Origin of the sequence: Streptomyces sp. NPDC048566 (assembly GCF_043199735.1) — a bacterium.
In the GTDB taxonomy this organism is placed as follows: Bacteria; Actinomycetota; Actinomycetes; order Streptomycetales; family Streptomycetaceae; genus Streptomyces.
The window spans coordinates 1-25,779 of the sequence record NZ_JBICWL010000027.1; the positions used below are offsets into that span (position 1 = coordinate 1).

The window sequence follows — 25,779 nt, forward strand, 5'->3', positions numbered from 1 at the left end:
GACCGTGGTCGCCGTCGCCGCCGAGAAGAACTCCACCCTCGTCCTGCCCTTCCCCGTCGAACTCCTGCGCTTCCTCGAACGCGCCCAGCAGGGCGCGGCTCCCCGGCAGGACGCGGCACCCCGGCGGCAGGGAGCGGCGCGGGAGGACGTCGAGCCGGAGCGGTCGGCGCCTCCGCAGCCCGTGCCGTCGCCGCGCCCGGAGGCGTCCGGGCCCTCGCCCGAGCCGCCCGAGGGGTCGAGAACAAGACAGGACTAGTCCTCACAGCCGGCGCATCGGTGATCCGCAGGGCGTGTTTGCGGAGGGAATCGGAACCGCGTGGCCATGAGGGGCCACGGCGCAGGAGGCGTACGGCGGTTGTCGTACGCGCGTCCTGAAGTCGACCTTGTATGTGCCCTGTGCGCCTCGGAATAGTGGGCCGCGAACAACTGGCATGGACGCGACGAGACGAGGGTTTTCGTCGTCTTGGACGTCTCTGTCCGTACGCCTTCCGGTCCCGGAGGTCCCCACAACCTCCCGGTCCGACCCCCCACAGGAGGACGTGAGTTGAAGCACCGACGCATATCCCGTCGCCGTGCCGCCGTGACGGGTGCGGGCATCGCCGCGCTCGTCACCGCCGCGGTCACCTTCCAGACTGCGAACGCGAGCGAGGCCCCGACGGCCGCGGCCCCGCACACCCTCTCCGCCGCGGCGGCCGGAAAGCTCGCATCGACCCTCGGCGAGGACCTGGGCGCCGACGCGGCGGGGACCTACTACGACGCCGGCACCCGGCACCTCGTGGTCAACGTGCTCGACGCGAAAGCGGCCGAAGAGGTCGCGGCGGCCGGCGCCAAGGCCAGAATCGTCGAGAACTCCCTGGCCGAACTGAAGGCCGCCCGCACGCGACTCACCCGGGACGCGACCATCCCGGGCACGTCCTGGGCGACCGACCCGGCGAGCAACAAGGTGGTCGTCACGGCGGACCGCACGGTCTCCCGGGCCGCGTGGGCCAAGCTCACCGAGGTCACCGACCGTCTCGGTGACACGGTTGAACTCCAGCGCACGAAGGGGGAGTTGAAGCCCTTCATCGCCGGCGGCGACGCCATCACCGGTTCCGGCGGGCGCTGCTCGCTCGGCTTCAATGTGGTCAAGGACGGACAGCCGTACTTCATCACGGCCGGGCACTGCACCGAGTCGATCTCCACGTGGTCGGACTCCAGCGGCAACGAGATCGGCACGAACGAGCAGTCCAGCTTCCCGGACAACGACTTCGGGCTGGTGAAGTACACCGGCGGCGCGGAGCACCCGAGCGAGGTGAACCTGTACAACGGCTCCTCGCAGCCCATCACCGGGGCCGCCGAGGCGACCGTCGGCGAGAAGGTCACCCGCAGCGGGTCGACGACCCAGGTGCACACCGGTACGGTCACGGGCCTGGACGCCACCGTCAACTACGGCAACGGCGACGTCGTCAACGGGCTGATCCAGACCGACGTCTGCGCCGAGCCCGGCGACAGCGGCGGTTCGCTGTTCGACGGCGAGTCCGCGATCGGCCTCACCTCCGGCGGCAGCGGTGACTGCACCGCCGGCGGCGAGACCTTCTTCCAGCCGGTCACCGAGGCGCTCTCGGCCTTCGGGGCCCGGATCGGCTGACGGCGACCGGGTCCGGCGGAGCCCCGCTCCCGCGCGACGGCGCGCGGGAGCGGGGCTCCGCCGTCCTCCGCGAGGCGGCGCGGGCGCCCCGCGGGTCCGGTCCGGACCCGTAGCGCCGCGGGAGCGTGCGGCCACCCTCTTCCCGCGGTGCTACGGCTGCGCGGCGTCCGCGGCGTCCGCGGCCGGAGCGGCGGGCCGGCGGCCGGCCCGGAGGGTGGCCGCGAGCAGCGTCACCGCGCTGCCGGCCACCGCCCAGGCCGAGAGCACCAGCATCGCCCCCGTCATGGCGTTGCCCCTGAAGTACGCGATCGAGCGGGCCGCCCAGGTGCCGGCACCCGGCGGCAGAGCCGGTCCGATCGCCTTCCAGAAGGGCGGCAGCATCGGAAGCGGGAAGGCGCCGCCGGCGCTCGGGTTGCCCGCGACGACCACCAGCAGGATCGCCAGGCCGATGCCCACGACCCCGAACAGGCCCTGGAGGGCGAGGGTGGCGGCGCCCACCGCGAAGGTGATCAGGGCGCCGAGCCCCCACAGGGCCCAGACCGATCCGGGCAGGGCGCCCAGCACCGGGCCCACGATCACCGCGCCGCCGAGCCCGCCGACGGCCGCCACGAGGGCCATCACGAGGAGCCGGATCACCGCGCGTCGCGGGGTGGCGGGGCGGGCTCCCGAGCTGATCGCGAGGATCGAGGCGGCGAGGTAGCCCCCGACGCACCAGCCGACGACCAGGTAGAAGGACGACAGGCCGTCGAAGTCCTGCGCCGAGGCCGGAGCCACGTCGACGGTCCGCACCGTGCGCCCCTCGGCCGCCTCCAGGGCGGTGACGAGCCTCTCCAGGGTGGTGGCGAGGACCGTGCCGCCGCCGGAGGCGACGAGGAGCGTGTCCCTGGACCCCCGGGGGTCGATGATCAGGGCGCCGTCGATCCGCCGGTCCAGGATCTGGTCGCGTGCCGCGGCCGCGTCGGTGACCGTGCGCGGGTCCAGCGGCTCGCCCTCGATGCCCGCCAGTCGCGTCACCGTCTGCCCGGCCACCGCCTGCGGGGCGGCCACCCCGAAGGGGACGTCCCGCGGCTTCGGGTCGTGGAGCGCGCCCACGTAGGACGCGATGAAGAGCAGTTGCAGCGCGATCACGCCGATGACGAGCAAGGTGGCCCGGGGCGTGACGGCGTCCCGGGTTTCGGTCAGGAAGGACGGGCGCGGATCGGCGTCACCGGCTGTCTGCGTCATGCCCCCACGGTCCGAGCCCGGAGACGTTTGCGCAGGTGGGGCGGGTCCGAACGGATGTCGTACAAGAGTTCGAAAATTGGTCTATGGTGGAGGTGGGGTGACTGGGAACTAGTGTTCGAAAGCCTTTCGAGGCTCCTGGATCGGGAGGTGCGCGTGCCGGGATTCACGCATCTGCGCACCGCCTCCGGGTTCTCCCTGCGGTACGGGGCCTCGCATCCGGAGCGCCTCGCCGAGCGGGCCGCCGAGCGGGGCATGGACGCGCTCGCCCTCACCGACCGGGACGGCCTCGCGGGTTCCGTCCGGTTCGCCAAGGCCTGCGCGAAGGCGGGTGTCCGTCCGCTGTTCGGCGCGGACCTCGCGGTCGGCGCGTCCGCGAGGAGGCAGCGGCTGCGCACTCCGGTGCGCGGCGGCGCCTTCGTCGACGAGTCGGCCCCCCGTGCGACCTTCCTGGCGCGGGACGGCGCGGCGGGCTGGGCGGACCTCTGCGGGATCGTCACGGCCGCGCATGCCGACAGGGCGGCGGGCGGCCCTCCGCTGCTGCCCTGGCCGGCCAACCGCGGCGAGGGCCTGACCGTCCTGCTCGGCCCCGACTCCGACGTCGGCCGCGCGCTCGGCGCGGGCCGCCCCGACCGTGCGGCCGGACTGCTCGCGCCCTGGCGCGAGGTCTACGGCGACGCCCTGCGCCTCGAAGCCGTCTGGCACGGCCGTCAGGGCACCGGCCCTGGCTCCCTGCGCCTCGCCGCCCGCACGGTCGGCTTCGCCGCCGAGCAGCGGGTGCGCCCCGTGCTCAGCAACGCCGTCCGGTACGCCGACCCCGGTCTCGGCCCGGTCGCCGACGTCCTGGACGCCGCCCGCCGGCTCGTCCCCGTCGACCCGCGGGGCGAGCTGGACTCCGGCGAGGCGTGGCTCAAGGGCGGGGCCGCCATGCTCGCCGCCGCCGAACGGATCGTCGAGGCGGCCGGCTTCCGCCGCGACGCCGCGCTCCGGCTGCTCGCGCAGACGGCCGACACCGCCGACGCGTGCCGCGTCGACCCCGAGGGCGACCTCGGCATCGGCAGCGTCCACTTCCCCGAACCCCGCCTCGTCGGCGCGGACCGCCGCACCGCCCAGCGCGTGCTGGCCTCCCGGGCGGCGGCCGGCATGGTGCTGCGCGGCTACGCGGACCGGCGCGCCTACTGGGAGCGGATGCATCACGAGCTGGACGTCATCGCCCACCACGACTTCGCCTCCTACTTCCTGACGGTCGCTCAGGTCGTGGACGACGTGCGCGGGATGGGCATCCGTGTCGCGGCCCGCGGTTCCGGTGCCGGCTCCCTGGTGAACCACCTCCTCGGCATCGCGCACGCCGACCCCGTCGAGCACGGGCTGCTCATGGAGCGGTTCCTGTCCAAGCGCCGTCCGGTGCTGCCCGACATCGACATCGACGTGGAGTCCGCCCGCCGGCTGGAGGTGTACCGCGCGATCATCGCCCGGTTCGGTGCCGAGCGGGTCGCGACCGTCTCCATGCCCGAGACCTACCGGGTCCGGCACGCCGTCCGCGACGTGGGTGCCGCGCTCTCCCTGGACCCGGCCGAGATCGACAGGATCGCCAAGGCCTTCCCGCACATCCGGGCCCGCGACGCCCGCGCGGCGATGGCCGAGCTGCCCGAACTGCGGGAGCTGGCGGGGCGGAAGGACCGGTACGGCAGGCTGTGGGACCTGGTCGAGTCCCTGGACGCCCTCCCGCGCGGCATCGCCATGCACCCGTGCGGGGTGCTGCTCTCGGACGCCTCCCTGCTCGCCCGTACGCCGGTCGTGCCGACCAGCGGCGAGGGCCTGCCCATGTCGCAGTTCGACAAGGAGGACGTCGAGGACCTCGGGCTGCTCAAACTCGACGTGCTCGGGGTGCGGATGCAGTCCGCGATGGCGCACGCGGTGGCCGAGGTGGAGCGGGCGACGGGGGAGCGGCCCGACCTCGACGCCGTGCCGCCGGGCGACCCGGCGACGTACCGGCTCGTCCGGTCCGCCGAGACGCTCGGCTGTTTCCAGATCGAGTCCCCCGGCCAGCGGGATCTGATCGGACGCCTTCAGCCCGCGACCTTCCACGACCTCGTGGTCGACATCTCCCTCTTCCGGCCGGGGCCGGTCGCGGCCGACATGGTGCGGCCGTTCATCGAGGCGCGGCACGGCCGGGCGCCGGTCCGCTACCCGCACCCGGACCTGGAGGGGCCGCTGAAGGAGACGTACGGCGTGGTCGTCTTCCACGAGCAGGTCATCGACATCGTCGCCGTCATGACCGGGTGCGGGCGGGACGAGGCGGACCGGGTGCGCCGCGGGCTCTCCGACCCGGAGTCGCAGGGGCGCATCCGGATCTGGTTCGCCCAGCACGCGGCCGCGAAGGGGTACGACGCCGAGACCGTCGCGCGCACCTGGGAGATCGTCGAGGCCTTCGGCTCGTACGGCTTCTGCAAGGCGCACGCGGTCGCCTTCGCCGTCCCGACGTACCAGTCGGCCTGGTTGAAGGCCCATCATCCGGCCGCCTTCTACGCCGGGCTGCTCACCCACGACCCCGGGATGTACCCGAAGCGGCTGCTGCTGGCGGACGCGCGGCGGCGCGGGGTGCCGATCCTGCCGCTGGACGTGAACCGGTCGGCGGTCGCCCATCGGATCGAACTGGTGACCGAATCTGGTGGTGCGGATTCCGGCTCCGCGTCGGACGCCGGCCCGAGCCCGCGTTCCGGTTCCGGCGCGCGGGCGGCCTCCGGCCCGGTCGCGGGCCCCGGTTCCGCCGGACGCTGGGGTGTCCGGCTGGCGCTCTCCGACGTCCACGGCATCAGCGAGGCCGAGGGGGCCAGGATCGCGGACGGGCAGCCGTACGCCTCGCTGCTCGACTTCTGGGAGCGGGCCCGGCCGAGCCGGCCGCTCGCCCAGCGGCTCGCCCGGGTCGGCGCGCTGGACGCGTTCGGCGCCAACCGCCGCGACCTGCAACTGCACCTGACCGAACTGCACCGCGGGGCCCGGGGCGTGCGCGGCGGCCAGCTCCCGCTGTCCGGCGGACGGGACACCGCGTCCGCCGGGCTGCCCGACCTGTCCTCCGCGGAGCGGCTGAGCGCCGAGCTGGGTGTGCTCTCGATGGACGCCTCCCGCAACCTGATGGACGACCACCGCTCGTTCCTGGGCGAGTTGGGCGTGGTCACGGCGCACCGGCTGCGCTCGGCCCGGCACGGCGAGACGGTCCTGGTGGCCGGCGCCAAGGCGGCCACCCAGACCCCGCCGATCCGCTCCGGCAAGCGGGTCATCTTCAGCACGCTGGACGACGGGACGGGCCTGGTCGACCTGGCCTTCTTCGACGACTCCCACGACGCCTGCGCCCACACCGTCTTCCACTCCTGGCTGCTGCTGGTGCGCGGCGTGGTGCAGCGCCGCGGACCGCGCAGCCTCAGCGTGGTGGGCGCCGCCGCCTGGAACCTCGCGGAACTCGCCGAACTGCGCGCCGAGGGGGGCCTTGACGTGGTGGCCGCGCGACTGGCCGAGCCCGCGCCGAAAGCGCCGGAGGAGCGGCCGGAGGCGGGGGAGTCCCGGCGACCGGAGGCGCCGGAGGGTGGCGGGGGCCCGGCCGGCGGCCGGACGATCCGGATGCCCACGGGGTACGAGATGCACCCCTGGGCCGATCTGCGCCCGGCAGGCGAAGGGCCCGCGGGAGGAAAGAAGTTGTGGCACCAGAGTCCGGGGAGTGCGGGATGACCATCCTCTGCGTACGTTTCCAGCCGCCGGCGGGGCGCGAGGCGGATCCGCCCCGGCTGCTCGCCCTGCTGGAGGAGTTCACCCCGGTCGTCGAGGCGCTGCCGCCCGACGGGGCGCTGCTCGACCTGCGCGGCGCCGAACGCTGCTTCGGGCGTGATGCCGCCGCCTTCGCCGCGCTGATCCGGGTCCGCGCGCTCGCCCTGCACGGGGTCGACTGCGCCATCGGCGCCGCTCCCGGGCCGATGCTCGCGCGCATGGCCGTGCGCGACGCCGCGCCGGGGGCACCCCGGGTGCTGACCGGGGACCCGGCCGCCGTGGCGGAGTTCCTCTCCGGCCGCCCCGTCGCCGCGCTGCCCGGCGTCGGCGCCGCGACCGCCCGCACCCTGTGCGCCTACGGTCTCGACACCCTCGGCAAGGTCGCGGCAGCGCCCCTGGCCACGCTCCAGCGCCTCACCGGCGCCCGGGCCGGCCGCGACCTGCGCGAAAGGGCCGCCGGGATCGACCGCGGCCGGGTCGTCCCGAACGCCGCCTCCCGCGCCCTGGCCACCGAACGCCACTTCCACCAGGACGAGTTGGACCCCTCCCGGCACCGCCGCGCGCTCCTGTCGGGAACCGGGGAACTCGGCACCCGGCTGCGCGCCCTGGACACGGTCTGCCGCACCCTCACCCTCACCGTGCGCTACGCCGACCGCTCGGCCACCACCCGCAGCCGCACGCTCCGGGAGCCCACCGCGCACTCCCCGGCGCTGACGGCCACCGCGTACGGCCTGTACGAGGCGCTCGGTCTCCAGCGTGCCCGGGTCCGTGCGATCGCGCTGCGCGCCGAGGGGCTGACCCCCGCCGAGCACGCCTCGCACCAGCTGACCTTCGATCCGGCGGACGACAAGCTCCGGCGCATCGAGGAGGTCGCCGACCGCGCGCGGGCCCGGTTCGGTCCGCACGTCATCGGTCCCGGCACGCTGGCCGCGTGACGCCCGGGCCCGGTGCGGCGAGCGGGCGTGCGGGGCGCCGCGCGGCGGACGGGGTGTTCGCGGGCCCGCCCTAGTTGGCCCAGGGCGGGGACAGCACCGAGCCGTCGGGCAGCTCCGCCCGCAGGCCCACCGAGGTGGTGACCCAGGCGGTCGCCGGGCGGTCGCCGGGGTTCTCGACGCCGAACGCGGTACCGGCGTTGACGATCACGGTGTCGCCCGCGCCGACCCGCTCCGCCCTGCCGTCCAGGGTCACCAGCAGGGTGCCGGTGAGGAGGTGGAGGATCTCCTCCCGGTCGACGGTGTGCACGGGGGCGCGGAGCCCGGCGGGGATCTCCGTGCGCCAGGCGCACAACTCCTCGCTGCCGCTGCGCGGAGCGGCGTACGAGACGAACCTCCCGCCGTGGATCTCGTGGACGACGGCTTCGGCGGAGCGGACGACGGGCACGGTGCCTCCTGAGGGGGATCGGCGCGGATCCGGGGTGGTCCGCGGCATGCCACCACATGGTCAAGCTGCTTGACCATGCGGCTGTGTCATATAGTCAAGCAGCTTGACTGAATCGTCAAGGGTGTTTCAATGCCTGCGTGCAGAACTCCGAGGCCATGGCCCTGTCCGCCGCCCTGCTCGCCGCCGCCGGCGAGCTCACCCGCCGTATCCACGAGGGCGTGGTCGCCCGCGGGTTCGAGGACCTGCGTCCGGCTCACGGCTTCGCCTTCGCGCGGCTCGCTCCGGACGGGGCGACGGTCACCGACCTCGCGGGGCATCTCGGCGTCACCAAACAGGCCGCGAGCCAGCTCGTCGAGGAGCTGGTCCGCAAGGGGTACGTGCGGCGCCTGCCGCACCCCGACGACGCGCGCGCCCGGCTGATCGTGCCGACCGAGCGGGGGCGGGCCTGCACGCGTGCGGCCGAGGAGGCGGCGGCCGACGTGGTGCGGGAGTGGAGCGAACTGCTCGGTGAGGGTGACATCGGCGCGTTGTATACGCGGTTGCTGCGCATCGCGCCCTACGGTCCCATCAGGCCCGCCTGGTGACGGTTCGAAGGAACGCGACAGCTCTCCCCGGTTATCACTGAAAGTTTTTACTGACGCGTAACTTCACATGTGCACTACTCGCTCGTAACTTGACGAGTGAACAGCATCCTCGTGATCCGGATCACAGGGCGTATGCCGTCGCACCCTCCCCTGAGCCGCAAGGAGATCACCCGATGCTGCCCTGGAACCGAGTGCTCAGACCCCTGGCCGCCCTGCTCCTGGCCGCCGCCGTCGCGGTCGTCCCCGCCGCCACCGCCCAGGCCGCCTCCGCCCCCAGCAGTGGGTGGAACAACTACTCCTGCAAGCCCTCCGCCGCCCATCCCCGCCCCGTCGTCCTCGTCCACGGGACCTTCGGGAACTCCATCGACAACTGGCTGGCCCTCGCCCCCTACCTGACCAGCCGCGGGTACTGCGTCTTCTCCCTCGACTACGGCCAGCTTCCCGGCGTCCCCCTCTTCAACGGGCTCGGTCCCATCGACAAGTCGGCCGAGCAGCTCCAGGTCTTCGTCGACAAGGTCCTGTCCGCCACCGGCGCCGCCAAGGCCGACCTGGTGGGCCACTCGCAGGGCGGCATGATGCCCCGCTACTACCTGAAGTTCCTCGGCGGAGCCGCCAAGGTGAACGCCCTCGTCGGCATCGCCCCCGACAACCACGGCACGACCCTGAACGGCCTGACCCACCTGCTGCCCTACTTCCCCGGAGCCGAGGACCTGCTGTCGTCGGCGACCCCGGGACTCGCCGACCAGGTGTCGGGCTCGGCCTTCCTGACCAAGCTCAACGCCGGCGGTGACACCGTCCCCGGCGTGCACTACACCGTCATCGCCACCAAGTACGACGAGGTGGTCACACCGTACGGTTCGCAGTTCCTGAGCGGACCGGACGTCCACAACGTCCTGCTGCAGAACCTGTGCGCACTCGACCTGTCCGAGCACGTGGCCATCGGAATCCTCGACCGGATCGCCTACCACGAGGTGGCGAACGCGCTCGACCCCGCCCACGCCACCGCCACCACCTGCGCGTCCGTGTTCAGCTGAGCGTACGTCGGGGGCCGACCGGCCTGAGCCGCCGGTCGGCCCCCGAAGCCCGGTGCGTCAGCGGTCGCGCCGGCCGCCGGTGACCGCCCGCCGCCGCACCGACGCGAACAGCGTCGCGGCACCGAGCGCCAGGACCGAGGCACCGCCGACCGCGAGGTAGGCGGTGGTGGTGGAGTCGCCGCCGGTCTCGGCGAGGTTCGCGGAGGAACCGGCCGCCTCCGGGCGGTTCACCGAGGCGTCCGCCGCCTCGGCCTCCGGCTCCGGCCCCCCGCTGCCGGTCGGGCTCCCGGCCGGTGCCGCCTCGGCGCCGTCGGCCGGTCCGGCCGACGCGCCGGCGTCGTCGCCGTGACCGTGGTGGGCGACGGTCGACTTGGCGCCGCCGGCCGCGACCTGCGCGTCGGTGGGCGCCGAGGCGCTCGGCGCGGGAGCACCACCACCCGCGGCCCCACCGGCGCCGAACACCACGTCGGAGCACGAGTAGAAGGCTTCCGGACTGTCCGAACGCTGCCAGACCGCGTACAGGAGCTGCTTTCCGGAACGCTCCGGGAGCGTTCCGGGGAACCGGTAGAAGCCGCCGGTGACGGCCGGGTCGGTGGCCGTCGCCACGGGGTGCGCGAGATCGAGGTCGGCCCACGCCAGAGGCTTCGACGGATCGTAGCCGGGCCGGGTGATGTAGACCGTGAACGTGCCCTTGTGCCGGGCCGTCACCCGGTAGGCGAAGCTGTACGACCCGCTGCCGACGCGCGTCGCCGGCCAGTCGGAGCGGGCCAGGTCCAGCCCCTTGAACTCCTCGCTCCCGGCGCTGCACAGCCGGCCGTCCGCGATCAGCTCCCGGTGCCGTCCGTCGGCGTCCCCGATGCGGATGCCGTTCCAGTCGTAGAGCGCCTGCGTGCCCCCCGCCGCCACCGCCGCCCGGCATGCCGCCGACGTGGGACGCTCCGGCCCCTCCGCGTAGCACTGCGCCACCCGGCTCACCGGGTCGCCCATCGTGCCGTGCGCCGACGCGGGCGCCGCGGCCAGCGTGGACAGGGCGAGCGCGGCGATGCCGGCGGCTGCGGCGGTGGCGGCCTTGCGGCGTGCAGACATGAGGGAACTCCTCGGACGGTCCTGGGGGCGAGACCCGCACGCCCTGCGTGCGGGGATCCCGTGGGGGGGTGACAGCAAACTAGCCCCGGGAATCCGGGGAATCGCCTCCCGCGGACGGCGACCGGTGATCCTTATGGCGCCGTTAAGGCGGGGCTAAAGAGGGGCTCAGGAACCAGCCGGGGGAGGGGTCCGTACGGCCCCGGGGCGTCCCGGCCGTACGGCGGGAGCCCGGGGCGCGACGAGTGCGCGGGGGCGCCTGGGCGCCCGGGGAGACCGCGGTTCCGGGGCGGCCCGGTCCACCGCGGCGTGGAGGGTGCGTGCGGAGCGCCGGGACCCCCTGAGTGGAGCGCCGGGACCCCCTGAGTGCAAGGGCCCCCGGAGCCCCGAAACCCGCGGAGTCCCCGGGCGCGCGGAGCGACCGGCCCGCGGGTTCGGCCGCGGGACCGGCCCCGGGCTCCGGGCCGCGCGGGGACCGCCGTGCGCGCGGTCGGTGCCGCTTTCGGCGCCCGAGGGAGGCGTCCGGGACCCGGGAGCGAGAGGGGCCGATCGTCGTGTGCGGCCGGGCCCGGCGCCCGCGCCCACGGCCGCGGGCGCCCGCGGGGCGCGGGCCGATCCGGCGGGGCTCGGCTGAGCGGGACGGCTCAGCCGTCCGGCCACCAGGTGCGCGCGATGTCCTTGCGGATCTCCGGGCGCCCGGCCGGGCGTTCCTCGGCCTCGTCCCGCACCCGGCGCGCGTCGGGCTTCCTCAGGGGCTTCTGTACGGTCGTACGGCGCATGGCTGCCTCCCGGAGTCCACCGGACCCGTGTTCACGGAGGTGGACCTTTCGGGGGAGAGTTCCTCATCGGCGCCGATCTGTCTGTGGCGGCGGTCACGTGCGGCCGGTGTCCGGTCGCCCGCCCCCGCCCGCCGGCCGCCCGCCTCCGTCCGCCCAGCGGGAATGTCGGTGGCGGCTGACACGATGCCGGGCATGGTGAACGACGGCATGACGCAACCGGGGGCGGGCGTGGACTGGGACGCGGAATCGGCGGTGTTCGACGAGGAGCCCGACCACGGCCTCCGCGACCCCGCGGTGCGCGCGGCCTGGGCCTCCCGGCTGCGCACCTGGCTGCCCGACCGGCCGGCCGACCTGCTCGACGTGGGCTGCGGCACGGGCAGCCTCTCCCTGCTCGCGTCCGAGGAAGGGCACCGGATCACCGGGGTCGACCTCTCGCCGCGCATGATCGACCTCGCGCGGGCCAAACTCGCGGGCCGGGACGCGGTGTTCCTCGTCGGCGACGCCGCGGCGCCGCCCGTGGGCGAGCAGAGGTTCGACGTCCTCGTCTGCCGCCACGTGCTCTGGACGCTGCCCGCCCCCGAGCGGGTGCTGCGGCACTGGCGGGGACTGCTGCGCCCGGGCGGCCGGCTCGTGCTGGTCGAGGGCGTGTGGGGGACCGGGCGCCCGGTGGGCCTCTCCGCCGAGCGGCTCACCTCGCTCCTGCGGCCCCTGGTCGCCGAGGCCGGCGCGGGGTCCGCACCGCACGTCGAGCCCCTGTCGGGCGACGCACGGCTGTGGGGGCGCGAGGTCGAGGACGAGCGGTTCGCCGTGGTGGCCACGTTCTGAGCATCCGGGGCCGTCCGCCGCCCCACCGCCGTGCGACGGCGGGGCGGGGAGGGTCCCGGCTTCGCCGCACCGGCTCCCGGTGGAACCGGCCGGCCCGTGCCGGAGCACGGAACGGACCGGCGCGGGTCCGGTGCCGGCGCCGCCCCCTCGGCGGGCCGGACCGCCGGCGGGCGGGGCCCTCGGCCGCTACGCCAGCAGAGCCGCGAAGCCGTCGCCGCGGGCCAGGCGTTCGAGGTCGTCCAGGGCGCTCTCGGCGGCTGCCGCCGCCTCCGGATCGGTGGCCGCCAACCCGCTCGCCGCGAACTCGTCCTCGTCGAGACGCCGTACGTCCCGGCCGTCGGCGGAGCGCCACAGGTCCAGGTCGAGATCCTCGACCACCAGCCGCCCCCCGGACACGGTGGCGGGCCGGGTGACGTCGCAGTACCAGCCCTTGAGCACGCCCGCGGCGTCCCGGACCTCCTTCACCGCGTACCACCGGTCCCGCCAGTAGTACTCGGTGAAGACGTCGCCCCGCTCGAACCGCACGAAGCCGAAGTCCCGCGCGGTGTCGCCCGCCCACGGAGCGCGCACCACGATCCGCGTCCCGTCGTCGGCGAGCAGGCGCGCCGCATAGCGGATCTTCGTGCGACCCGCCTTCACCAGGACGATCTCCACCGCGTCAGCCGTTCGCGCCGAGGTCGCGGACATACTTCACCTCCGTGGCGCACACGGCGTAGCCGAGCCACGCGTTGATCGCGAGCATCGGCCCGTTGCCGGTGTCGTTCCCGGTGAACGCCTCCGTGCGGCCGGTGGCACGGGCGCGGTGCAGGGAGTGGTTCTTGGCGAGCTTGGCCAGACCGCGGCCACGGAAGGCCCGTGCGGTGCCCGTCATCACGGTGCCGTAGCGGGTGCCGTCGTCGGTGTGAGCCGCGCTGAACGCGGCGGGCCGGCCGTCCACCACGGCCACGCAGGTCAGCTCGTGGTTCAGCAGCGGATGTTGCCAGGTCTCCTCCAGCCAGGCCGCGTAGTCCGTGAACTCCCTCTCCACGTCGCTCGGTTCGTCACGGAGCGTCTCCGCGTCCAGGTCGAACAGCGGGCGCGGGTCGTCCGCGAAGTCCGCGGCGGTACGCACCTCGACGCCCGGGGGAGGGGACGGCAGCGGGGGCAGGGTGCCGTGCGCGAGATCGAGGCGGAGGAAGTGCGCGGACCGGGCCGGACGGTAGCCCCGCCGTTCGGCGAAGCCGCGGTTCGCGGGCGTGTCCAGCACCCATGCGGACAGCCGGGTCGCGCCGAGGGCGGCCAGCCGCTCCTCCGCGGAGCGCACCAGCAGCGACCCCGCTCCGCGCCCCGTCCGCCCGGGGTGCACGTAGACGTTGACGTAGCCGTGGCCGGGCTCCGGGCTGTCGTGCACGAGGCCCACCTGTGCCGTGCCGACCGGTTCGCCGTCCTGGAGGGCCAGCAACGGCCGGTAGTGCGCGTCGGGATGGGTGTGCTCGATGTCGTGCAGGACGGACTCCGGGGTGGAGACCATGAACGGCAGAGCCTGCTGACGGATGTGTCCGAAGCTCGCGGCGTCCGCCGGGTCCTCGCCGCGCACCTCACGGATGATCAGGGTCATGGGTGCGCACGCTACGGGGCGCCCCGCGGTGTGCGCCTCCGCTTTTCGCCCGGGTGCGGGACAATCGCCGGGTGACCTTGAAGATCCACATCGCAGCGGGGGCCGCGCCGTACGAGCAGGTGCGCGCCCAGATCTCCGAGCAGGCCAGGTCCGGCGCACTGCCGGTCGGCCACAAACTGCCCACGGTGCGGGGGCTGGCCGAGTCGCTGGGCCTCGCCGCCAACACCGTGGCCAAGGCCTACCGGGCCCTGGAGGCGGACGGGGTGATCGAGACGCGTGGCCGCAACGGAACGTTCGTGGCCGCCGCCGGAGACGCCGCCGCGCGCGAGGCGGCGTCCGCCGCGCAGACCTACGCCGACCGGGCCCACCGGCTCGGGCTGACCGAGGCCGCCGCCCTGGAGGCGGTACGGGACGCCCTGCGTGCGGCGTTCGAACGGGACGGCGGGGAACCGGCGGGAGCCTAGTCTTCGACCGGGCGGACGCGCTGGCCCGCGGCACCGCGTACCCGGCACGGCTCCGCGCTCTGCACGGCCTCCGCGCCCCGCGCCCGGCACGGACCGCGCCCGGCACGGTCCCGCGCCGCGTCGTCGCAGTGCACCGGGCGTCGCGCGCCCTCGGATGGGGCTCTCCGGTCACCGCGTGGGTGCCGCACCCCGGTGGCCGGTCCGCGGTGCCCCGGCCGCGCGGGGACACGCACGCTCCGGGCGGCGTCTGCACCGCAGGCGCCCCCGTGGCCGTTACAGGTACAGGCCCGCGTCCGCGCCCTCGCGCTGGTCCGGCACGGAGGTCGGCCCCACCCCGCGGCGCAGCGCGTACAGCTCGGCCAGCGTCGCGCCCTCGCGGGACACGCCCTCCTCCGTGCCCAGCCAGCCGACCGCCTCCCGGCGGGTCAGCGGCCCGACCTCGATGCGGGCGAGGCAGCGGCCGGGACGCACGACGGCGGGGTGCAGCCGCTCCAGATCCTCGTTCGTCGTGACGCCCACCAGGACGTTGCGACCCTGCCCGAGCAGGCCGTCGGTGAGGTTCAGCAGCCGGGACAGGGCCTGGCCCGCCGTGTGCTTGGCCTCGCCGCGGATCAGCTCGTCGCAGTCCTCCAGCAGGAGCAGCCGCCAACGGCCCTTGCCGGCGGCGTCCTCCTCGCCGATCGCGATGTCCATCAGATAACCGACGTCGGAGAACAGCCGCTCGGGATCGAGCACGCAGTCCACCTGGCACCAGTCGCGCCAGGAGCGGGCCAGGGTGCGCAGGGCCGAGGTCTTGCCGGTGCCGGGCGGCCCGTGCAGGAGCAGCAGCCGGCCGGCGATGTCCTCGGGCGTCGTCTTCATCAGGCCGTCCATCGCCTCCGCCACCGGCGCGGTGTAGTTGGCCCGCACCTCCGCCCACGTCCCGGCGGCGATCTGCCGGGTGGTGCGGTGCGGGCCGCGGCGCGGCGACACGTACCAGAAGCCCATCGTCACGTTCTCCGGCTGCGGCTCCGGTTCGTCCGCGGCACCGTCGGTCGCCTGCTTCAGCACCCGTTCGGCCAGCTCGGCGGTGGTCGCGGTCACGGTGACGTCCGCGCCCCGGTTCCAGCGGGACACCAGCAGGGTCCACCCCTCGCCCTCGGCGAGGACGGCGCTGCGGTCGTCGTCCCGCGCGGAGCGCAGCACACGGGCGCCGGGTGGCAGCAGGGTGGCCCCGGACCGCACGCGGTCGATGTTCGCGGCGTGCGAGTGCGGCTGCTCGCCCGTCGCGAAGCGGCCGAGGAACAGCGCGTCGACGACGTCCGACGGCGCGTCGCTGTCGTCGACGTTGAGCCGGATCGGCAGAGCGTCGTGTGGGTTCGCAGACATGCCGCCATGATCCGTCACCCGGACGTCCGCTGCACCCGGTTTCCGAGGTGCGTCGGGTGTGTCGCGTGGGTCCCGCTCTTCCGGTGTATCCGTTCCGTCCTGTTACCGGCCCGTGCGGCGGGAGATCTGTCGCGCGCCCGATTCCGCCCGTTACTGTGGCCCGTGATGGGACGTCATGAGTGGAGTTCGGGGGAACGACGGTGGCGCCTGACGGCCGTGCTCGGCGTGGGCGCGGCCGTCCTCGCCCTGGTGGTGACGCTGCTCGGCACCCTGCCCGGGGACCGGGGGAGCACCGCGGGGACGACCGGCGACGGCGACAAGGTGCACGGCACGCCCCGCACCCCGCCCGGGACCACCGCCCCCGACGTCGGCTGGGGGTTCACCCACACCCAGTACAGCGCGGACGAGGGCGACGACGCGGCCACCGAACGGGTCGGCCGGCTGCTCGGCGGCGACGCGGTGCCGCTCCCGCAGAACCAGCACGTCATGGGCTGGGGGGCCGGCAATCCCGAACCGTCGAAGGGGCGTTACGACTTCGCCGAGATGGACAGCCGTATCGACTTCGTCCGCAGGTCGGGCGGCACCCCGGTGGTGACCCTGTGCTGCGCCCCGGACTGGATGAAGGGCGGCCGGGCCGGCGCGGACCGGACCGACTGGAGCCAGGCGTCGCTGGAGACCGCGCCGGAGCCCGCCCACTTCGCGGACTACGCGGCGCTCGCCGCGACGGTCGCGCGGCGCTATCCCGACGTGCGCCACTTCATCGTGTGGAACGAGTTCAAGGGCTTCTGGAACGACCGTGAGGCCCGCTGGGACTACGAGGGCTACACCGCGCTCTACAACCTGGTCTACAAGGCGCTGAAGAAGGTCGACGAGGACATCATGGTGGGCGGCCCCTACCTGGTCATGGACAGCCTCGACCCGCGTGACGCACACAACGCGTCGACGACGCTGAAGGGGCGCTGGGGGGCCGCGGACCAGCGCGTCCTCGACGCCTTCGCCTACTGGAACGAGCACAAGGCGGGGGCCGACTTCGTGGTCGTGGACGGCTCCAGCTACACCAACGACGACGAGGCGCTGCCCGACGAGTTCGCCGCCACCGACAAGTTCAGCGCGGTCGGCAGGTGGCTGCGGGCGCGGACGCACGGGCTGCCGCTGTGGTGGGCCGAGTACTACGTCGAGCCGGCCGACGCCGAGGGCCGGCGCGCCGGCTGGTCCGAGAAGCGCCGCGTCGCCGTCCAGGCCGGCGGCCTGATCGCGATGGTCCGGGGCGGTGCCTCGTCGGGCTTCTACTGGAACCCGGAGCGGGAGACGGGACCCCGCTGCCCCGGCTGCCTGTGGACGCCGACCGGCGGCGCCGGCGGCGGCCGAAACCTTCCGATGCACGACCTGCTCTCCCGTTTCGCCGCGGCGTTCCCGCCGGGCACGGCCTACGAGAAGGTGTCCGTCGCCGCCGACGACGTGCCGAACGTGCGGGTCCTCGCCACCGACCGGACCGTCCTCGTGGTCAACACCCGGGACCGGTCGATCAGCGCAAGGATCGACGGGAAGCGCTTCACGATGGGCGCCTACGAGGTGGCGTGGCTGAGCCGCTGAACCGCCCCGGGGCGAGCGCGGCAGCGGTCCGGGTCCCGCCCCGCGCTCGGACCGCTCTCCGGCGCCCCCGGGGCCCACCGCCACGGGGCCCCACCCCCGCGGCCCGCCGCCGCGCAGCGGCGTCCCCGACCGCGTGCGAGCGCCCCGGGCCCCGCCGCACCCCCTACTTCATCGTCAGGAACCGCTGGACCAGCGACGCCAGCAGGACCGCCAGCAGCGGCAGCGAGAACCAGAAGCCGCCCTGGATCAGGCGCAGTTGCCGTACCCCGGGCGCCATGGCCACCCGCACGGCCTCCCGAGCCGTCAGCAGCACGACGAGCGCGACCCCGGCGAGACCTCCCACCACCGACCAGGGCGTCCACGTCACCCGCGGGCCGGCCGGGCCCGGCTCGGCCCGCGGAACCGCGCCCGCCGGGCGGTCGCGCAGCCGGTACATCGTGACGTCGTCGTTGGCCAGGACCCGCACCAGCTCCGGACGCTCGTCCAGGTGGGTGATCAGCCGCGGCTCCCAGGTGGCCGAATAGCCGACGTCCAGCCGGAGGTAGACCACCTGGCTGCGGTTGACCATCAGGTACGAGTTCGGTCCCGCGTCCCTGAGCGCCTTGACGAGCCCGGCGACCAGCACCGGGTCGACGGGCGCGAGCGTGGGAACGTACTGCACCTTCTCCATGTCCCTGGCGCCCCAGGGCATCGCCGGGGTGACGTTGTCGACCGTGTCGTTGCTCAGCCACAGCAGCCGCACGGTCGGGTCGTCGTGCGCGTACACGTAGTCCATGGCCGCGACCTCGCCCGGCCGGATGCGTTCGAACGGCTCGTTGCCCCAACGGGCCACCAGGAAGCCGCCCGCCAGGAGCAGGCCCGCGAGCAGCGCGGCGAGGGGGGCGAGGCTCAGCCGGTCCTTCGCGCGTTCCTCCGCCGTCGCCCCGGTGCGGGGGAAGAGCGCGAGACCGGCCAGCAGGGCGGCGCCCGGCACGGCGAACATGAAGACCCGCAGCGCCATCTCGCCGCCGTAGGACTGCATGCCGAAGCCGAGGAACGGCACGAAGGCCGTCACGAGCAGGGACCGCTCCCGGTACCCGTGTTCACGCCGCCGCCACCAGCCCCAGCAGGCGCAGGCCATGACGCCGGCGGCCAGCAGAACGCGGGTGTACAGGACGAGCCTGTGCGTCGAACTGCCGCCCTGGATCCGGCCGGACACCGAGGAGGACACGTTGCCGCCGACGCCCCCGACCCCGCCGAACAGGTCGTCGAAATGCCCCGACCAGTAGGGCTCGGCCAGGAAGCCGACCCAGCCGGCGACCAGCACCGCGAACAGCAGCGGCAGGCCGCGCAGTTCGCAGCGGCCCACGAGCACGAGCACGGTGAGGACCCCGAGCATCACGAACGGGGTGAGCTGGTGTGCCGGGACGCAGGCCGCGAACAGCCCGATCAGCACCGCCAGGAGCACGGTCTGCCGGTGCCGGTCCGCCGGCTCCACCTCCGCCTCCCCGGGGCGCCGGCGGGCCCACAGCACGCGGGGCGCCCGGAACCACACCAGCAGGATCGCCACGAACGCCAGGTACAGCAGATAGGTGAAGCCCTGCGGCGAGAAGTAGTCCTGCCCGACCCAGCCGCACAGCGTGAAGAACCAGATGCCGGTCCACCGGGCGCGCCAGCCCGCCCGCATCGACCGGGTCAGCAGGAACATCGGTGCCAGATAGAGGAGTTGCATGGTCAGCGGCCACCAGCGGATGACCTCGGTGAGGTCCGTGACCCCGCACGCCTTCGCCACGAAGGCGGCCACGGCGAAGAACCCCGGCCAGCTCCAGCGGGCGTCGAGGTCCGGCACCGCCGAACCGGTGCGGTCGATGTAGTCGAGGAATCCCAGATGCTGCCAGGCGGTGGCGAAGCGCGGCTCGCTCTCCACGACCGCGGGCAGCGCGTGCAGGGACACCACGGTGGCCAGCAGGGTGAGCAGCAGCAGCCCCCGGTGCTCGGTCCGCAGCCAGAGCAGCGCCGCGAAGACCGCGATCAGCAGGGCCGCGCCGGCCAGCGTGGGCAGCGGCAGCACGGAGACCAGCCCCAGGCCGCCCATGCGCGCCAGCGCGTCGTCGTCGAGCCCGGACGCGGGCACCCAGTACAGCAGCAGGGCCGAGGCCAGCAGGACGCCGAGGACGACGCCGGGCCCCGACGGGCGCCGGACGCGCTCGCGCCGGGGCTCGGCGGAACCGCCGGGCGGCCTGCGGTCCCGCGGCGTCTCCTCCGGTCTCTCTTCGGCCGCTCCGGCCGCCGCGTCCCCGGCCGTCACCGTCCGCGCCCGGGCCGCGGCGGCGCCTTCCGTCGCGGCGAACGGGGCGTCGACCTCCGGCGCGTGCAACGGACCGAGCGAGGCCTCCGAACCCGGCTCGCGCGCCTCCACCGGCAGGCCCACCGGCGGCGGCCCCGCCCGGCGGGCGCGGCCCCCGGACCCGGCGGCGGGCACCGCGGGGACCCCGGCCGGTGGTGCGCCCGGACCCGGGCGCACGTCGGGCCGGCGCTCCGGGTGGTCGACGTCGACGCGCAGACCGAGCGTCACGGTGTCCGGGTCGAGCGCCCAGGCGGGGCGGCGCCTGACCGGGTGCGGCCGGCCGCCGCCGGGCGGCGCGAGATCGGCGAGGTCCCCGTCGGGCGCCGTGCCCGCCGCCTGCTCGGCGGGGGCCGCGGTCCGCAGGACGCGCACCAGCCGGGGCGCGGCGATCGCCACGATCACCGCCAGGCTGGAGATCTCCGCCACGCCGGCGCCCGTCAGCCCCATCCGGGGCAGCAGGACCACCGTGAGCCCCAGCACGAGCGCGCACAGCAGGCCCTGGAGATAGGCGAGTCCGGACGTGCGGCTCTGCGCGCGCAGCACGGCGAAGTAGGTCTCCATGACCACCCGCAGGAGCGCGCCGACGGCGAACCAGCGCAGCAGCGGGGTGGCCGCGTGCGCGTACCCGGGTCCGAACACGCGCAGGATGTACGGCGCGCCCAGGAAGAGCAGCCCACCCACCGGGAGCATGATCCGGGCCATCCGCCGCAGCGCCGCCCGGGTGTTGGCGGCCAGCCGCGCCGGATCGTGCGCCCCCTCGACCGTCAGCGAGGCCCCCATGTTGACGGCGAGCAGGTTGACGGTGCCGCCGATCGTGGTGGTGATGTAGAAGTACGCGTTGTCGGTGGAGCTGACCTGCGAGGCCACGATCACCGGGACGAGGTAGACGACGGCGAGCGAGAACAGCGAACCGGTGTAGTCGCCGGCGAGGAAGCGGCCGATCTCCCGGAGGGAGGGGGGCCGCGTGTGCTCCCCGGCCGCGGCCGAGTGCCGGGGGGCCAGCCGGCGGAACACCAGGACGCCGAGCGGCAGCACCGACAGCGCGATGGCCGCGACCCAGGACACGAACACCCCCGAGGCGGGGAGCACCGCGGCGAGGCCGACGAGCAGCGCCAGTTTCGCCGCCGAGAACACGGTGTTGCCCACCGGCACCCACAGCGCGCTGCGCAGGCCGGTCAGCACGCCGTCCTGGAGCGTCAGCACCGACCAGGCGACCACCGCGAGCACGAAGAACGTGCCGTTCAGCGGGCCGTGCAGGAAGCGGTACGAGGGCCCCCACAGGTTCAGGGTGAGCAGGAAGACCCCGGCGGCCGACGCCACCACGACCGAACTTCCCGTGTACGTGCGGAAGACGAGCCGGGCCGTGGCGCGTCCGGCGACGGGGATGAAGCGGGCCAGGGCCCCGGTGAGCGTCACCGCGGTGACGCCCGCGAGCAGCTTCATCGCGGCGATGGCGGCGGAGCCCTGGCCGACCGCCGACTCGGTGTAGTAGCGGGCCGCGATCAGCCAGTAGCCGAGGCCCAGCACGGCGGAGATCCCGGTGTTGAGCATCAGGGCGTAGGCGTTGCGGAACAGCGGGCTGCCGCCCCCGCGGCCGGTGCCCGGCAGGCGGAGACGGCGGCCCGGCCGTCGTGCGGCGGCCTCCGGAGCTCTGGCTCCGGCCTGGGGTGTGGCGGTCGTGTCAGTCACGGGAGCGGATGGCCTTCCGGCGGACCTGTCGGGCTCTTCGGACCAGGGCGTACCCCTTGGTGAGGGCCCGGTCCCGGGCGAACGCGCGGGCGAGCGAGCGGCCCTCGACCAGCCGCTCGAACTCCTCGATGCCGGTGGTGCGGCGCACGGTGACGCGCTGGAGGGCGTACGGGCCCTGGCGCCGCCGGGCGAGGCCGTTGCCGACGGCGAGCGACTGGGCGAACCCCGCCGCGCGCACCGAACGGCGCACGCGCGTGCTGGAGTAGCCGTACGGGTAGGCGAACGAGGCCGGGCGGCTGCCGAGTTCGGCGGTGATGATCTCCCGGCAGCGCAGCAGCTCGAAGCGGAGCGCGGCGTCGGTGACCTGGTCGAGCTGCGGATGGGTGTGGCTGTGGCCGCCGATCTCGGTCCCCGCGCCCGCGAGTTCGCGCACCTGGTCCCAGTCGAGCATGGTGTCGAGTCCGCCCCCGGTGTCGTGGGCGCCGCGGAGCCATCCGGTGGAGACGAACAGGGTGGAGGCGAAGCCGTGCGCGGCGAGGGCGGGCAGTGCGTGCCGGTGCACGCCCTCGTAGCCGTCGTCGAAGGTGATCAGGACGGGCCGCTCGGGCAGCGGACCGCCCGAGCGCCAGGCCGCGGCCAGCCGTGCGGTGCCGACGGGGGTGAACCCGCGGTCGTGGAGCAGCGCCATCTGCTCGGCGAACGCCTCGGGCGCGACGGACAGCGCCCGGGTCGCGGCGTTCGGCGAGCGGGCGACGGAGTGGTACATCAGGATCGGTACCGGCCGGTTCACGCCGCCGCCCCCTCGCCGTTCGCGGACCCGTCCTCGGCCGCCGGCAGTGCGGGCACCGTGAACGCGGCGCCTCCCCGGCGGGCCCGGACGCTTCCGGCGAGGTACCCGCCGGCCGTCGTGAGCAGCCCGGCGACGATGGCGCCCGCGCGACGGGCCCCGCCGGGCCGCGCCAGCGCCGCGTCGCGCAGTCCGCGCAGCACCCCGACGGGCAGCACCCGGGTGGTGTAGCGGCGTTCCGACTCCAGCCCCCTCGCGGCTCCGACGCTGCGGGCGACGAGGGCCTTGGACAGCCCCTCGGCCCAGGCCCGGCGGCGGAAGTAGGCGAAGCGTTCGCGGGGTGGCGGAACCCGGTGGCCGATGACCGCGCGGTCGTCGACGAGCAGGACGGCGTCCGGCCGGGCACGGCGGAGCCGGATGCACAGCTCCGTCTCCTCGCAGCCCAGCGGCCGCCGGTCGCCGTCGCGGCCGATCCCGGTCGCGAAGCCGCCCGCCGCGTCGAACGCGGTGCGGCGGAAGGAGGCGTTGCCGCCGAGGACGTTGCGGACCTCCGCCCGGCCCGCCGGCAGGCCCCGGTAGGAGCAGCCCACCACCCAGTCGAACTCCTCGGGGAACCAGAGCGGCCGGCGGCCCGAGGCCCACAGGGGCACCGTGCGCCCGCCGACGGCCATCACCCGCGGGTCGGCGTACCCCTCGGCGAGGTGGCGCAGCCAGTCCCGTTCGGCGACCGCGTCGTCGTCGAGGAAGGCGACGACGGAGCCCCGCGAGGCGGCGATCCCGGTGTTGCGGCCGGCGGACAGGCCGCGGGGGCCCGCGTTGGCGAGCACCCGCACCCCCGCGGTCCCGCCGTAGCGTTCGGTCAGTCGTTCCAGCAGGACGGTGTTGTGGTCGACGACCAGCAGTGTCTCCAGCGCCGGCCGCGACTGCGCCCGCACCGAGGAGACGGCCGCGAGGATGTCCTCCCAGCGGTCCTCGGTGTAGACGCAGACCACCACGGAGACGCCGTGCGGGCTCACGACGCCTCTCCCCGGCCCGAGTCGAGCTGGTGGGCGTGCGGGGTCCGGCGCAGCGCGCGCCGGTTGGACCGCTCCCGCAGGATCACTCTGAGGACCCGGACGCCGTCCCGCACGGCGCGCAGATTGCTCGCCCCGTGGATGCGGAGGTACTCGTGGCTGGGTATCTCCTGCACCTTCAGGCCCGCTTTGACGACCCGGATGTTCATGAGGGTCTCGACCTCGAAGCCGGTGCAGTCGAGTTCGATCTTGTCGAGGCAGTGCCGCCAGAACGCGTTGTAGCCGTAGCAGAGGTCGGTGTAGCGGGCGCCGAACTTGGCGTTGACGGTGGCGCACAGCACGCGGTTGCCGAGCTTGCGGATCGGCGTCATGTCGGACGTGCCGCCGCCGTTGGCGAACCGTGAGCCCTTGGCGAAGTCCGCCCCGGACACCAGCGCGGAGACGTACGACACGATCTCGTGGCCGTCGGCCGAGCCGTCCGCGTCGACCATCACGATGATGTCGCCGGTACAGGCGGCGAACCCGGTGATCAGGGCGTCGCCCTTGCCCCTGCCGCGCTGTTCGACGACCTTGACGTCCGGCCACAGCTCGCGGGCCACCTCCACGGTCCCGTCGGTGGAGTTGCCGTCCACGAGGACGACTTCGTGGATCCATCCGGGCAGGGTCTTGAAGACGTACGGCAGGTTCTCCGCCTCGTTCATGGCGGGGATCACGACGCTCACCGGTGGCGCGATGGCCAGGTGGGAGGTGATCGGCCGGTAGGTGCCGGCGGCCACCGACGGGCCGTCGCCCGATCGGGCCGGGCGCAGGACTGCGTTCATGATGGTGGTCCCTCTCGTCCGGAGGACCGCCCGCCCCCGGGCGGTCCGTCACGTGGTCCGGTTCGAAAGGGGGGTTACTCACCGACGGCATGCCGGAATGGATGTTCGCCATGCCGGGTGAGCCGGCGGAACCGACCCGCTCCGCACCGCGGAGCGGACTGCGCGGCCCGACCCGGCAGGTCTCTGGTCACCGGGAACGGCACCCCCCAACCGCGCGCCCGCGCCGGGATCCATCGCGGTCCTGAGCCCTCCCCTGAGCCGCTGGTGATGGACCGATGCGGGTGAGATGTGCGACGGTATTGACGATTGAGCCCGTATGGCAAGCCCTGAAACGGTTCCTCGTCTTTTTGTTGGTTTGGGTGTCACTCGGCCTTTCCGGCGGATTTGTCCGATCCGTTTGAGGGTCCGCGCCGGCGGTGTCGGCTGCGCGCCGCGGTGACCAGCATCGACAGGGAGCTGACCGCCGCGACGACGGCGACCCCGCCGGGCACCGACCAGCGGTGCGCGGCGAGCATCCCCTGGGCCACCAGCATGTCGAGCGCCACGGCGCCGGACGCGGACGCGAGGACGCGGCCGAACGGGTCGAGGCCGCGCAGCGCCGCGCCGACGGCGGCCGACGGCGCGGCGAGCAGGAAGAACAGCGTGAGCGGTCCGCGCAGCGGAGTGTCGGCGTCGGCGAGCGCGAGGTACGCGCCCACGGCCCCCACCGTGGTCGCGCCGCCCGCGAGTGCCGGCAGCAGGTCTCCGCCCGGAGGGTGCCGTGCGCCCTTCGCGGTGCCGGATGTGGATGCCTTGATCCGTAAGGTCTGCATGGCCGACTTTGCCCCCCGACGTGCCGGATGCCGGGCTTCAATGTGGCGCAGCGTGCCGGGGGCCGTCAAGGCGCGCAGGGGGCGCCCTCGCGGGGTCCGGCGCGGCGGTCCGAGAAGTTTTGGCATGGACACTTCCGGTCAACACGCGTAGCTGGTACGAACGTTGAGGCAGAGATCCTGCTAAAGGGAGGTTCCATGAGACGTTCCCGAATTACGGTATACGTGACCTCACTTCTCCTCGCCGTCGGCGCGACCCTCACCGGGGCGGCCACGGCGCAGGCACAGACGGCCGCCGCCACCGGCTATGTGGCCCTCGGAGACTCCTACTCGTCCGGTGTCGGCGCGGGGAGCTACATCGGCTCCAGCGGCGACTGCAAGCGCAGCACGAAGGCCTACCCCTCCCTCTGGGCGGCCGCGCATTCACCCTCGTCGTTCGCCTTCACCGCCTGCTCGGGCGCTCGTACGGGTGATGTGACGGCGAACCAGCTCGGCCCCCTCTCCTCCTCGACCGGCCTCGTCTCCATCAGCATCGGCGGCAACGACGCCGGCTTCTCGGACGTCATGACCACCTGCGTCCTGCAGTCCGAGAGCTCCTGCCTCGCCCGCATCGCCACCGCCAAGGCGTACGTGGACTCCACGCTCCCTGGCAAGCTCGACTCGGTGTACTCGGCGATCCGGACGAAGGCGCCCTCCGCCCACGTCGTCGTCCTCGGCTACCCCCGCTTCTACAAGCTCAACGGCAGCTGCCTGACCGGACTCTCGGAGAAGGAGCGATCCGCCATCAACGGCGCCGCCGACTACCTGGACAGCGCGATCGCGGCCCGCGCCGCCGCCCACGGCTTCACCTTCGGCGACGTCCGGGGCACCTTCACGGGCCACGAGATCTGCTCCGGCAGCTCCTGGCTGCACAGCCTGAACTGGCTCAACATCGGCGAGTCGTACCACCCGACCGCGGCCGGGCAGTCCGGCGGCTACCTCCCCGTCTTCGGCGGAGCGGTCTGAACTCTCCCCGCA

The 25,779-nt window shown here is 74.3% G+C and carries 21 protein-coding genes and 1 pseudogene; 10 read left to right on the top strand and 12 right to left on the bottom strand.

Going from position 1 to position 25,779, the window contains the following annotated elements; genetic code table 11:
- Window positions 1-256: pseudogene (locus tag ACGFS9_RS27980) on the top strand (slipin family protein); the annotation flags it as partial.
- A 288-nt stretch (window positions 257-544) separates the two neighbouring features.
- Window positions 545-1,627 carry a S1 family peptidase gene (locus ACGFS9_RS27985; protein ID WP_393256994.1) on the top strand — a complete coding sequence of 361 codons (1,083 nt, stop codon included), beginning with the start codon at window positions 545-547 and terminating at the stop codon, window positions 1,625-1,627.
- A gap of 150 nt (window positions 1,628-1,777) precedes the next feature.
- Here the strand turns inward: ACGFS9_RS27985 and ACGFS9_RS27990 are convergent, their stop codons facing one another.
- Window positions 1,778-2,851 carry a DUF3533 domain-containing protein gene (locus tag ACGFS9_RS27990; RefSeq protein ID WP_393256995.1) on the bottom strand — a complete coding sequence of 358 codons (1,074 nt, stop codon included), beginning with the start codon at window positions 2,849-2,851 and terminating at the stop codon, window positions 1,778-1,780.
- Between the two features lie 153 nt (window positions 2,852-3,004).
- Between ACGFS9_RS27990 and ACGFS9_RS27995 the strand changes: the two genes are divergently transcribed.
- Window positions 3,005-6,574: a DNA polymerase III subunit alpha gene (locus ACGFS9_RS27995; RefSeq protein WP_393256996.1), complete on the top strand. Its 3,570-nt coding sequence runs from the start codon at window positions 3,005-3,007 to the stop codon at window positions 6,572-6,574.
- Window positions 6,571-7,545, top strand: coding sequence for a hypothetical protein (locus ACGFS9_RS28000; protein ID WP_393256997.1), 975 nt, complete (start codon window positions 6,571-6,573; stop codon window positions 7,543-7,545). Before ACGFS9_RS27995 ends, ACGFS9_RS28000 begins: the two co-directional genes overlap by 4 nt.
- A 70-nt stretch (window positions 7,546-7,615) precedes the next feature.
- On the opposite strand, the gene ACGFS9_RS28005 is transcribed toward ACGFS9_RS28000, so the two are convergent.
- Window positions 7,616-7,990 carry a cupin domain-containing protein gene (locus ACGFS9_RS28005; protein ID WP_393256998.1) on the bottom strand — a complete coding sequence of 125 codons (375 nt, stop codon included), beginning with the start codon at window positions 7,988-7,990 and terminating at the stop codon, window positions 7,616-7,618.
- Window positions 7,991-8,127: 137 nt separating this feature from the next.
- On the opposite strand from ACGFS9_RS28005, the gene ACGFS9_RS28010 reads away from it, so the two are divergent.
- Both ACGFS9_RS28010 and ACGFS9_RS28015 read left to right on the top strand, forming a co-directional pair.
- Window positions 8,128-8,574, top strand: a complete 447-nt coding sequence (locus ACGFS9_RS28010; protein ID WP_393256999.1) for a MarR family winged helix-turn-helix transcriptional regulator — start codon at window positions 8,128-8,130, stop codon at window positions 8,572-8,574.
- A 173-nt stretch (window positions 8,575-8,747) separates the two neighbouring features.
- The gene (locus tag ACGFS9_RS28015) at window positions 8,748-9,608 is read left to right on the top strand and encodes an esterase/lipase family protein (RefSeq protein ID WP_393257000.1); all 861 of its coding nucleotides are present in this window, start codon (window positions 8,748-8,750) and stop codon (window positions 9,606-9,608) included.
- 57 nt (window positions 9,609-9,665) lie between these two features.
- Here ACGFS9_RS28015 and ACGFS9_RS28020 read toward each other — a convergent pair whose 3' ends face one another.
- Window positions 9,666-10,694 (bottom strand): lytic polysaccharide monooxygenase, encoded by a 1,029-nt coding sequence (locus tag ACGFS9_RS28020; protein WP_393257001.1) that lies wholly within the window; start codon window positions 10,692-10,694, stop codon window positions 9,666-9,668.
- Between the two features lie 641 nt (window positions 10,695-11,335).
- Window positions 11,336-11,470: a hypothetical protein gene (locus tag ACGFS9_RS28025; protein ID WP_393257002.1), complete on the bottom strand. Its 135-nt coding sequence runs from the start codon at window positions 11,468-11,470 to the stop codon at window positions 11,336-11,338.
- 192 nt (window positions 11,471-11,662) lie between these two features.
- On the opposite strand from ACGFS9_RS28025, the gene ACGFS9_RS28030 reads away from it, so the two are divergent.
- Window positions 11,663-12,295 (top strand): class I SAM-dependent methyltransferase, encoded by a 633-nt coding sequence (locus ACGFS9_RS28030; RefSeq protein WP_393257003.1) that lies wholly within the window; start codon window positions 11,663-11,665, stop codon window positions 12,293-12,295.
- A 186-nt stretch (window positions 12,296-12,481) separates the two neighbouring features.
- Here ACGFS9_RS28030 and ACGFS9_RS28035 read toward each other — a convergent pair whose 3' ends face one another.
- Both ACGFS9_RS28035 and ACGFS9_RS28040 read right to left on the bottom strand, forming a co-directional pair.
- Window positions 12,482-12,982, bottom strand: a complete 501-nt coding sequence (locus ACGFS9_RS28035; RefSeq protein WP_393257004.1) for a DUF402 domain-containing protein — start codon at window positions 12,980-12,982, stop codon at window positions 12,482-12,484.
- Entirely contained in the window at window positions 12,954-13,892 is a 939-nt protein-coding gene (locus ACGFS9_RS28040) for a GNAT family N-acetyltransferase (protein WP_393257005.1), read from the bottom strand. Before ACGFS9_RS28040 ends, ACGFS9_RS28035 begins: the two co-directional genes overlap by 29 nt.
- A gap of 71 nt (window positions 13,893-13,963) precedes the next feature.
- Here ACGFS9_RS28040 and ACGFS9_RS28045 point away from each other — a divergent pair, with 71 nt between their 5' ends.
- Window positions 13,964-14,356 carry a GntR family transcriptional regulator gene (locus ACGFS9_RS28045; RefSeq protein WP_393257006.1) on the top strand — a complete coding sequence of 131 codons (393 nt, stop codon included), beginning with the start codon at window positions 13,964-13,966 and terminating at the stop codon, window positions 14,354-14,356.
- A 273-nt stretch (window positions 14,357-14,629) separates the two neighbouring features.
- Here ACGFS9_RS28045 and ACGFS9_RS28050 read toward each other — a convergent pair whose 3' ends face one another.
- A complete protein-coding gene (locus ACGFS9_RS28050) occupies window positions 14,630-15,724 on the bottom strand; it encodes a DUF5925 domain-containing protein (protein ID WP_393257007.1) in 1,095 nt (364 codons plus the stop codon).
- A 165-nt stretch (window positions 15,725-15,889) separates the two neighbouring features.
- Here ACGFS9_RS28050 and ACGFS9_RS28055 point away from each other — a divergent pair, with 165 nt between their 5' ends.
- Window positions 15,890-17,317: a xylan 1,4-beta-xylosidase gene (locus ACGFS9_RS28055; protein WP_393257008.1), complete on the top strand. Its 1,428-nt coding sequence runs from the start codon at window positions 15,890-15,892 to the stop codon at window positions 17,315-17,317.
- A gap of 163 nt (window positions 17,318-17,480) precedes the next feature.
- Here ACGFS9_RS28055 and ACGFS9_RS28060 read toward each other — a convergent pair whose 3' ends face one another.
- From ACGFS9_RS28060 to ACGFS9_RS28080, 5 genes are all read right to left on the bottom strand, one after another.
- Window positions 17,481-21,332, bottom strand: a complete 3,852-nt coding sequence (locus tag ACGFS9_RS28060; protein ID WP_393257009.1) for a lipopolysaccharide biosynthesis protein — start codon at window positions 21,330-21,332, stop codon at window positions 17,481-17,483.
- Complete coding sequence (locus ACGFS9_RS28065) at window positions 21,325-22,098, bottom strand: polysaccharide deacetylase family protein (RefSeq protein ID WP_393257061.1); 774 nt, start codon at window positions 22,096-22,098, stop codon at window positions 21,325-21,327. Before ACGFS9_RS28065 ends, ACGFS9_RS28060 begins: the two co-directional genes overlap by 8 nt.
- A 20-nt stretch (window positions 22,099-22,118) precedes the next feature.
- A complete protein-coding gene (locus ACGFS9_RS28070; RefSeq protein WP_393257010.1) occupies window positions 22,119-23,135 on the bottom strand; it encodes a glycosyltransferase family 2 protein in 1,017 nt (338 codons plus the stop codon).
- Window positions 23,132-23,953, bottom strand: a complete 822-nt coding sequence (locus tag ACGFS9_RS28075; RefSeq protein WP_393257011.1) for a glycosyltransferase family 2 protein — start codon at window positions 23,951-23,953, stop codon at window positions 23,132-23,134. Before ACGFS9_RS28075 ends, ACGFS9_RS28070 begins: the two co-directional genes overlap by 4 nt.
- Before the next feature lie 362 nt (window positions 23,954-24,315).
- Window positions 24,316-24,765: a hypothetical protein gene (locus tag ACGFS9_RS28080; RefSeq protein ID WP_393257012.1), complete on the bottom strand. Its 450-nt coding sequence runs from the start codon at window positions 24,763-24,765 to the stop codon at window positions 24,316-24,318.
- A gap of 195 nt (window positions 24,766-24,960) precedes the next feature.
- Between ACGFS9_RS28080 and ACGFS9_RS28085 the strand changes: the two genes are divergently transcribed.
- Window positions 24,961-25,767 (top strand): SGNH/GDSL hydrolase family protein, encoded by an 807-nt coding sequence (locus ACGFS9_RS28085; RefSeq protein ID WP_393257013.1) that lies wholly within the window; start codon window positions 24,961-24,963, stop codon window positions 25,765-25,767.
- The last annotated feature ends 12 nt before the right edge of the window (window positions 25,768-25,779 follow it).

Bases quoted from the DNA above. Each gene is read 5' to 3' on its own strand.
- ACGFS9_RS28075 (WP_393257011.1), bottom strand. From the start codon at position 23,953: ATGAACGCAGTCCTGCGCCCGGCCCGATCGGGCGACGGCCCGTCGGTG.
- ACGFS9_RS28080 (WP_393257012.1), bottom strand. From the start codon at position 24,765: ATGCAGACCTTACGGATCAAGGCATCCACATCCGGCACCGCGAAGGGC.
- ACGFS9_RS28015 (WP_393257000.1), top strand. From the start codon at position 8,748: ATGCTGCCCTGGAACCGAGTGCTCAGACCCCTGGCCGCCCTGCTCCTG.
- ACGFS9_RS28065 (WP_393257061.1), bottom strand. From the start codon at position 22,098: ATGTACCACTCCGTCGCCCGCTCGCCGAACGCCGCGACCCGGGCGCTG.
- ACGFS9_RS28040 (WP_393257005.1), bottom strand. From the start codon at position 13,892: ATGACCCTGATCATCCGTGAGGTGCGCGGCGAGGACCCGGCGGACGCC.
- ACGFS9_RS28000 (WP_393256997.1), top strand. From the start codon at position 6,571: ATGACCATCCTCTGCGTACGTTTCCAGCCGCCGGCGGGGCGCGAGGCG.
- ACGFS9_RS28020 (WP_393257001.1), bottom strand. From the start codon at position 10,694: ATGTCTGCACGCCGCAAGGCCGCCACCGCCGCAGCCGCCGGCATCGCC.
- ACGFS9_RS28035 (WP_393257004.1), bottom strand. From the start codon at position 12,982: ATGTCCGCGACCTCGGCGCGAACGGCTGACGCGGTGGAGATCGTCCTG.
- ACGFS9_RS28025 (WP_393257002.1), bottom strand. From the start codon at position 11,470: ATGCGCCGTACGACCGTACAGAAGCCCCTGAGGAAGCCCGACGCGCGC.
- ACGFS9_RS27990 (WP_393256995.1), bottom strand. From the start codon at position 2,851: ATGACGCAGACAGCCGGTGACGCCGATCCGCGCCCGTCCTTCCTGACC.
- ACGFS9_RS28085 (WP_393257013.1), top strand. From the start codon at position 24,961: ATGAGACGTTCCCGAATTACGGTATACGTGACCTCACTTCTCCTCGCC.
- ACGFS9_RS28050 (WP_393257007.1), bottom strand. From the start codon at position 15,724: ATGTCTGCGAACCCACACGACGCTCTGCCGATCCGGCTCAACGTCGAC.
- ACGFS9_RS28055 (WP_393257008.1), top strand. From the start codon at position 15,890: ATGGGACGTCATGAGTGGAGTTCGGGGGAACGACGGTGGCGCCTGACG.
- ACGFS9_RS28030 (WP_393257003.1), top strand. From the start codon at position 11,663: ATGGTGAACGACGGCATGACGCAACCGGGGGCGGGCGTGGACTGGGAC.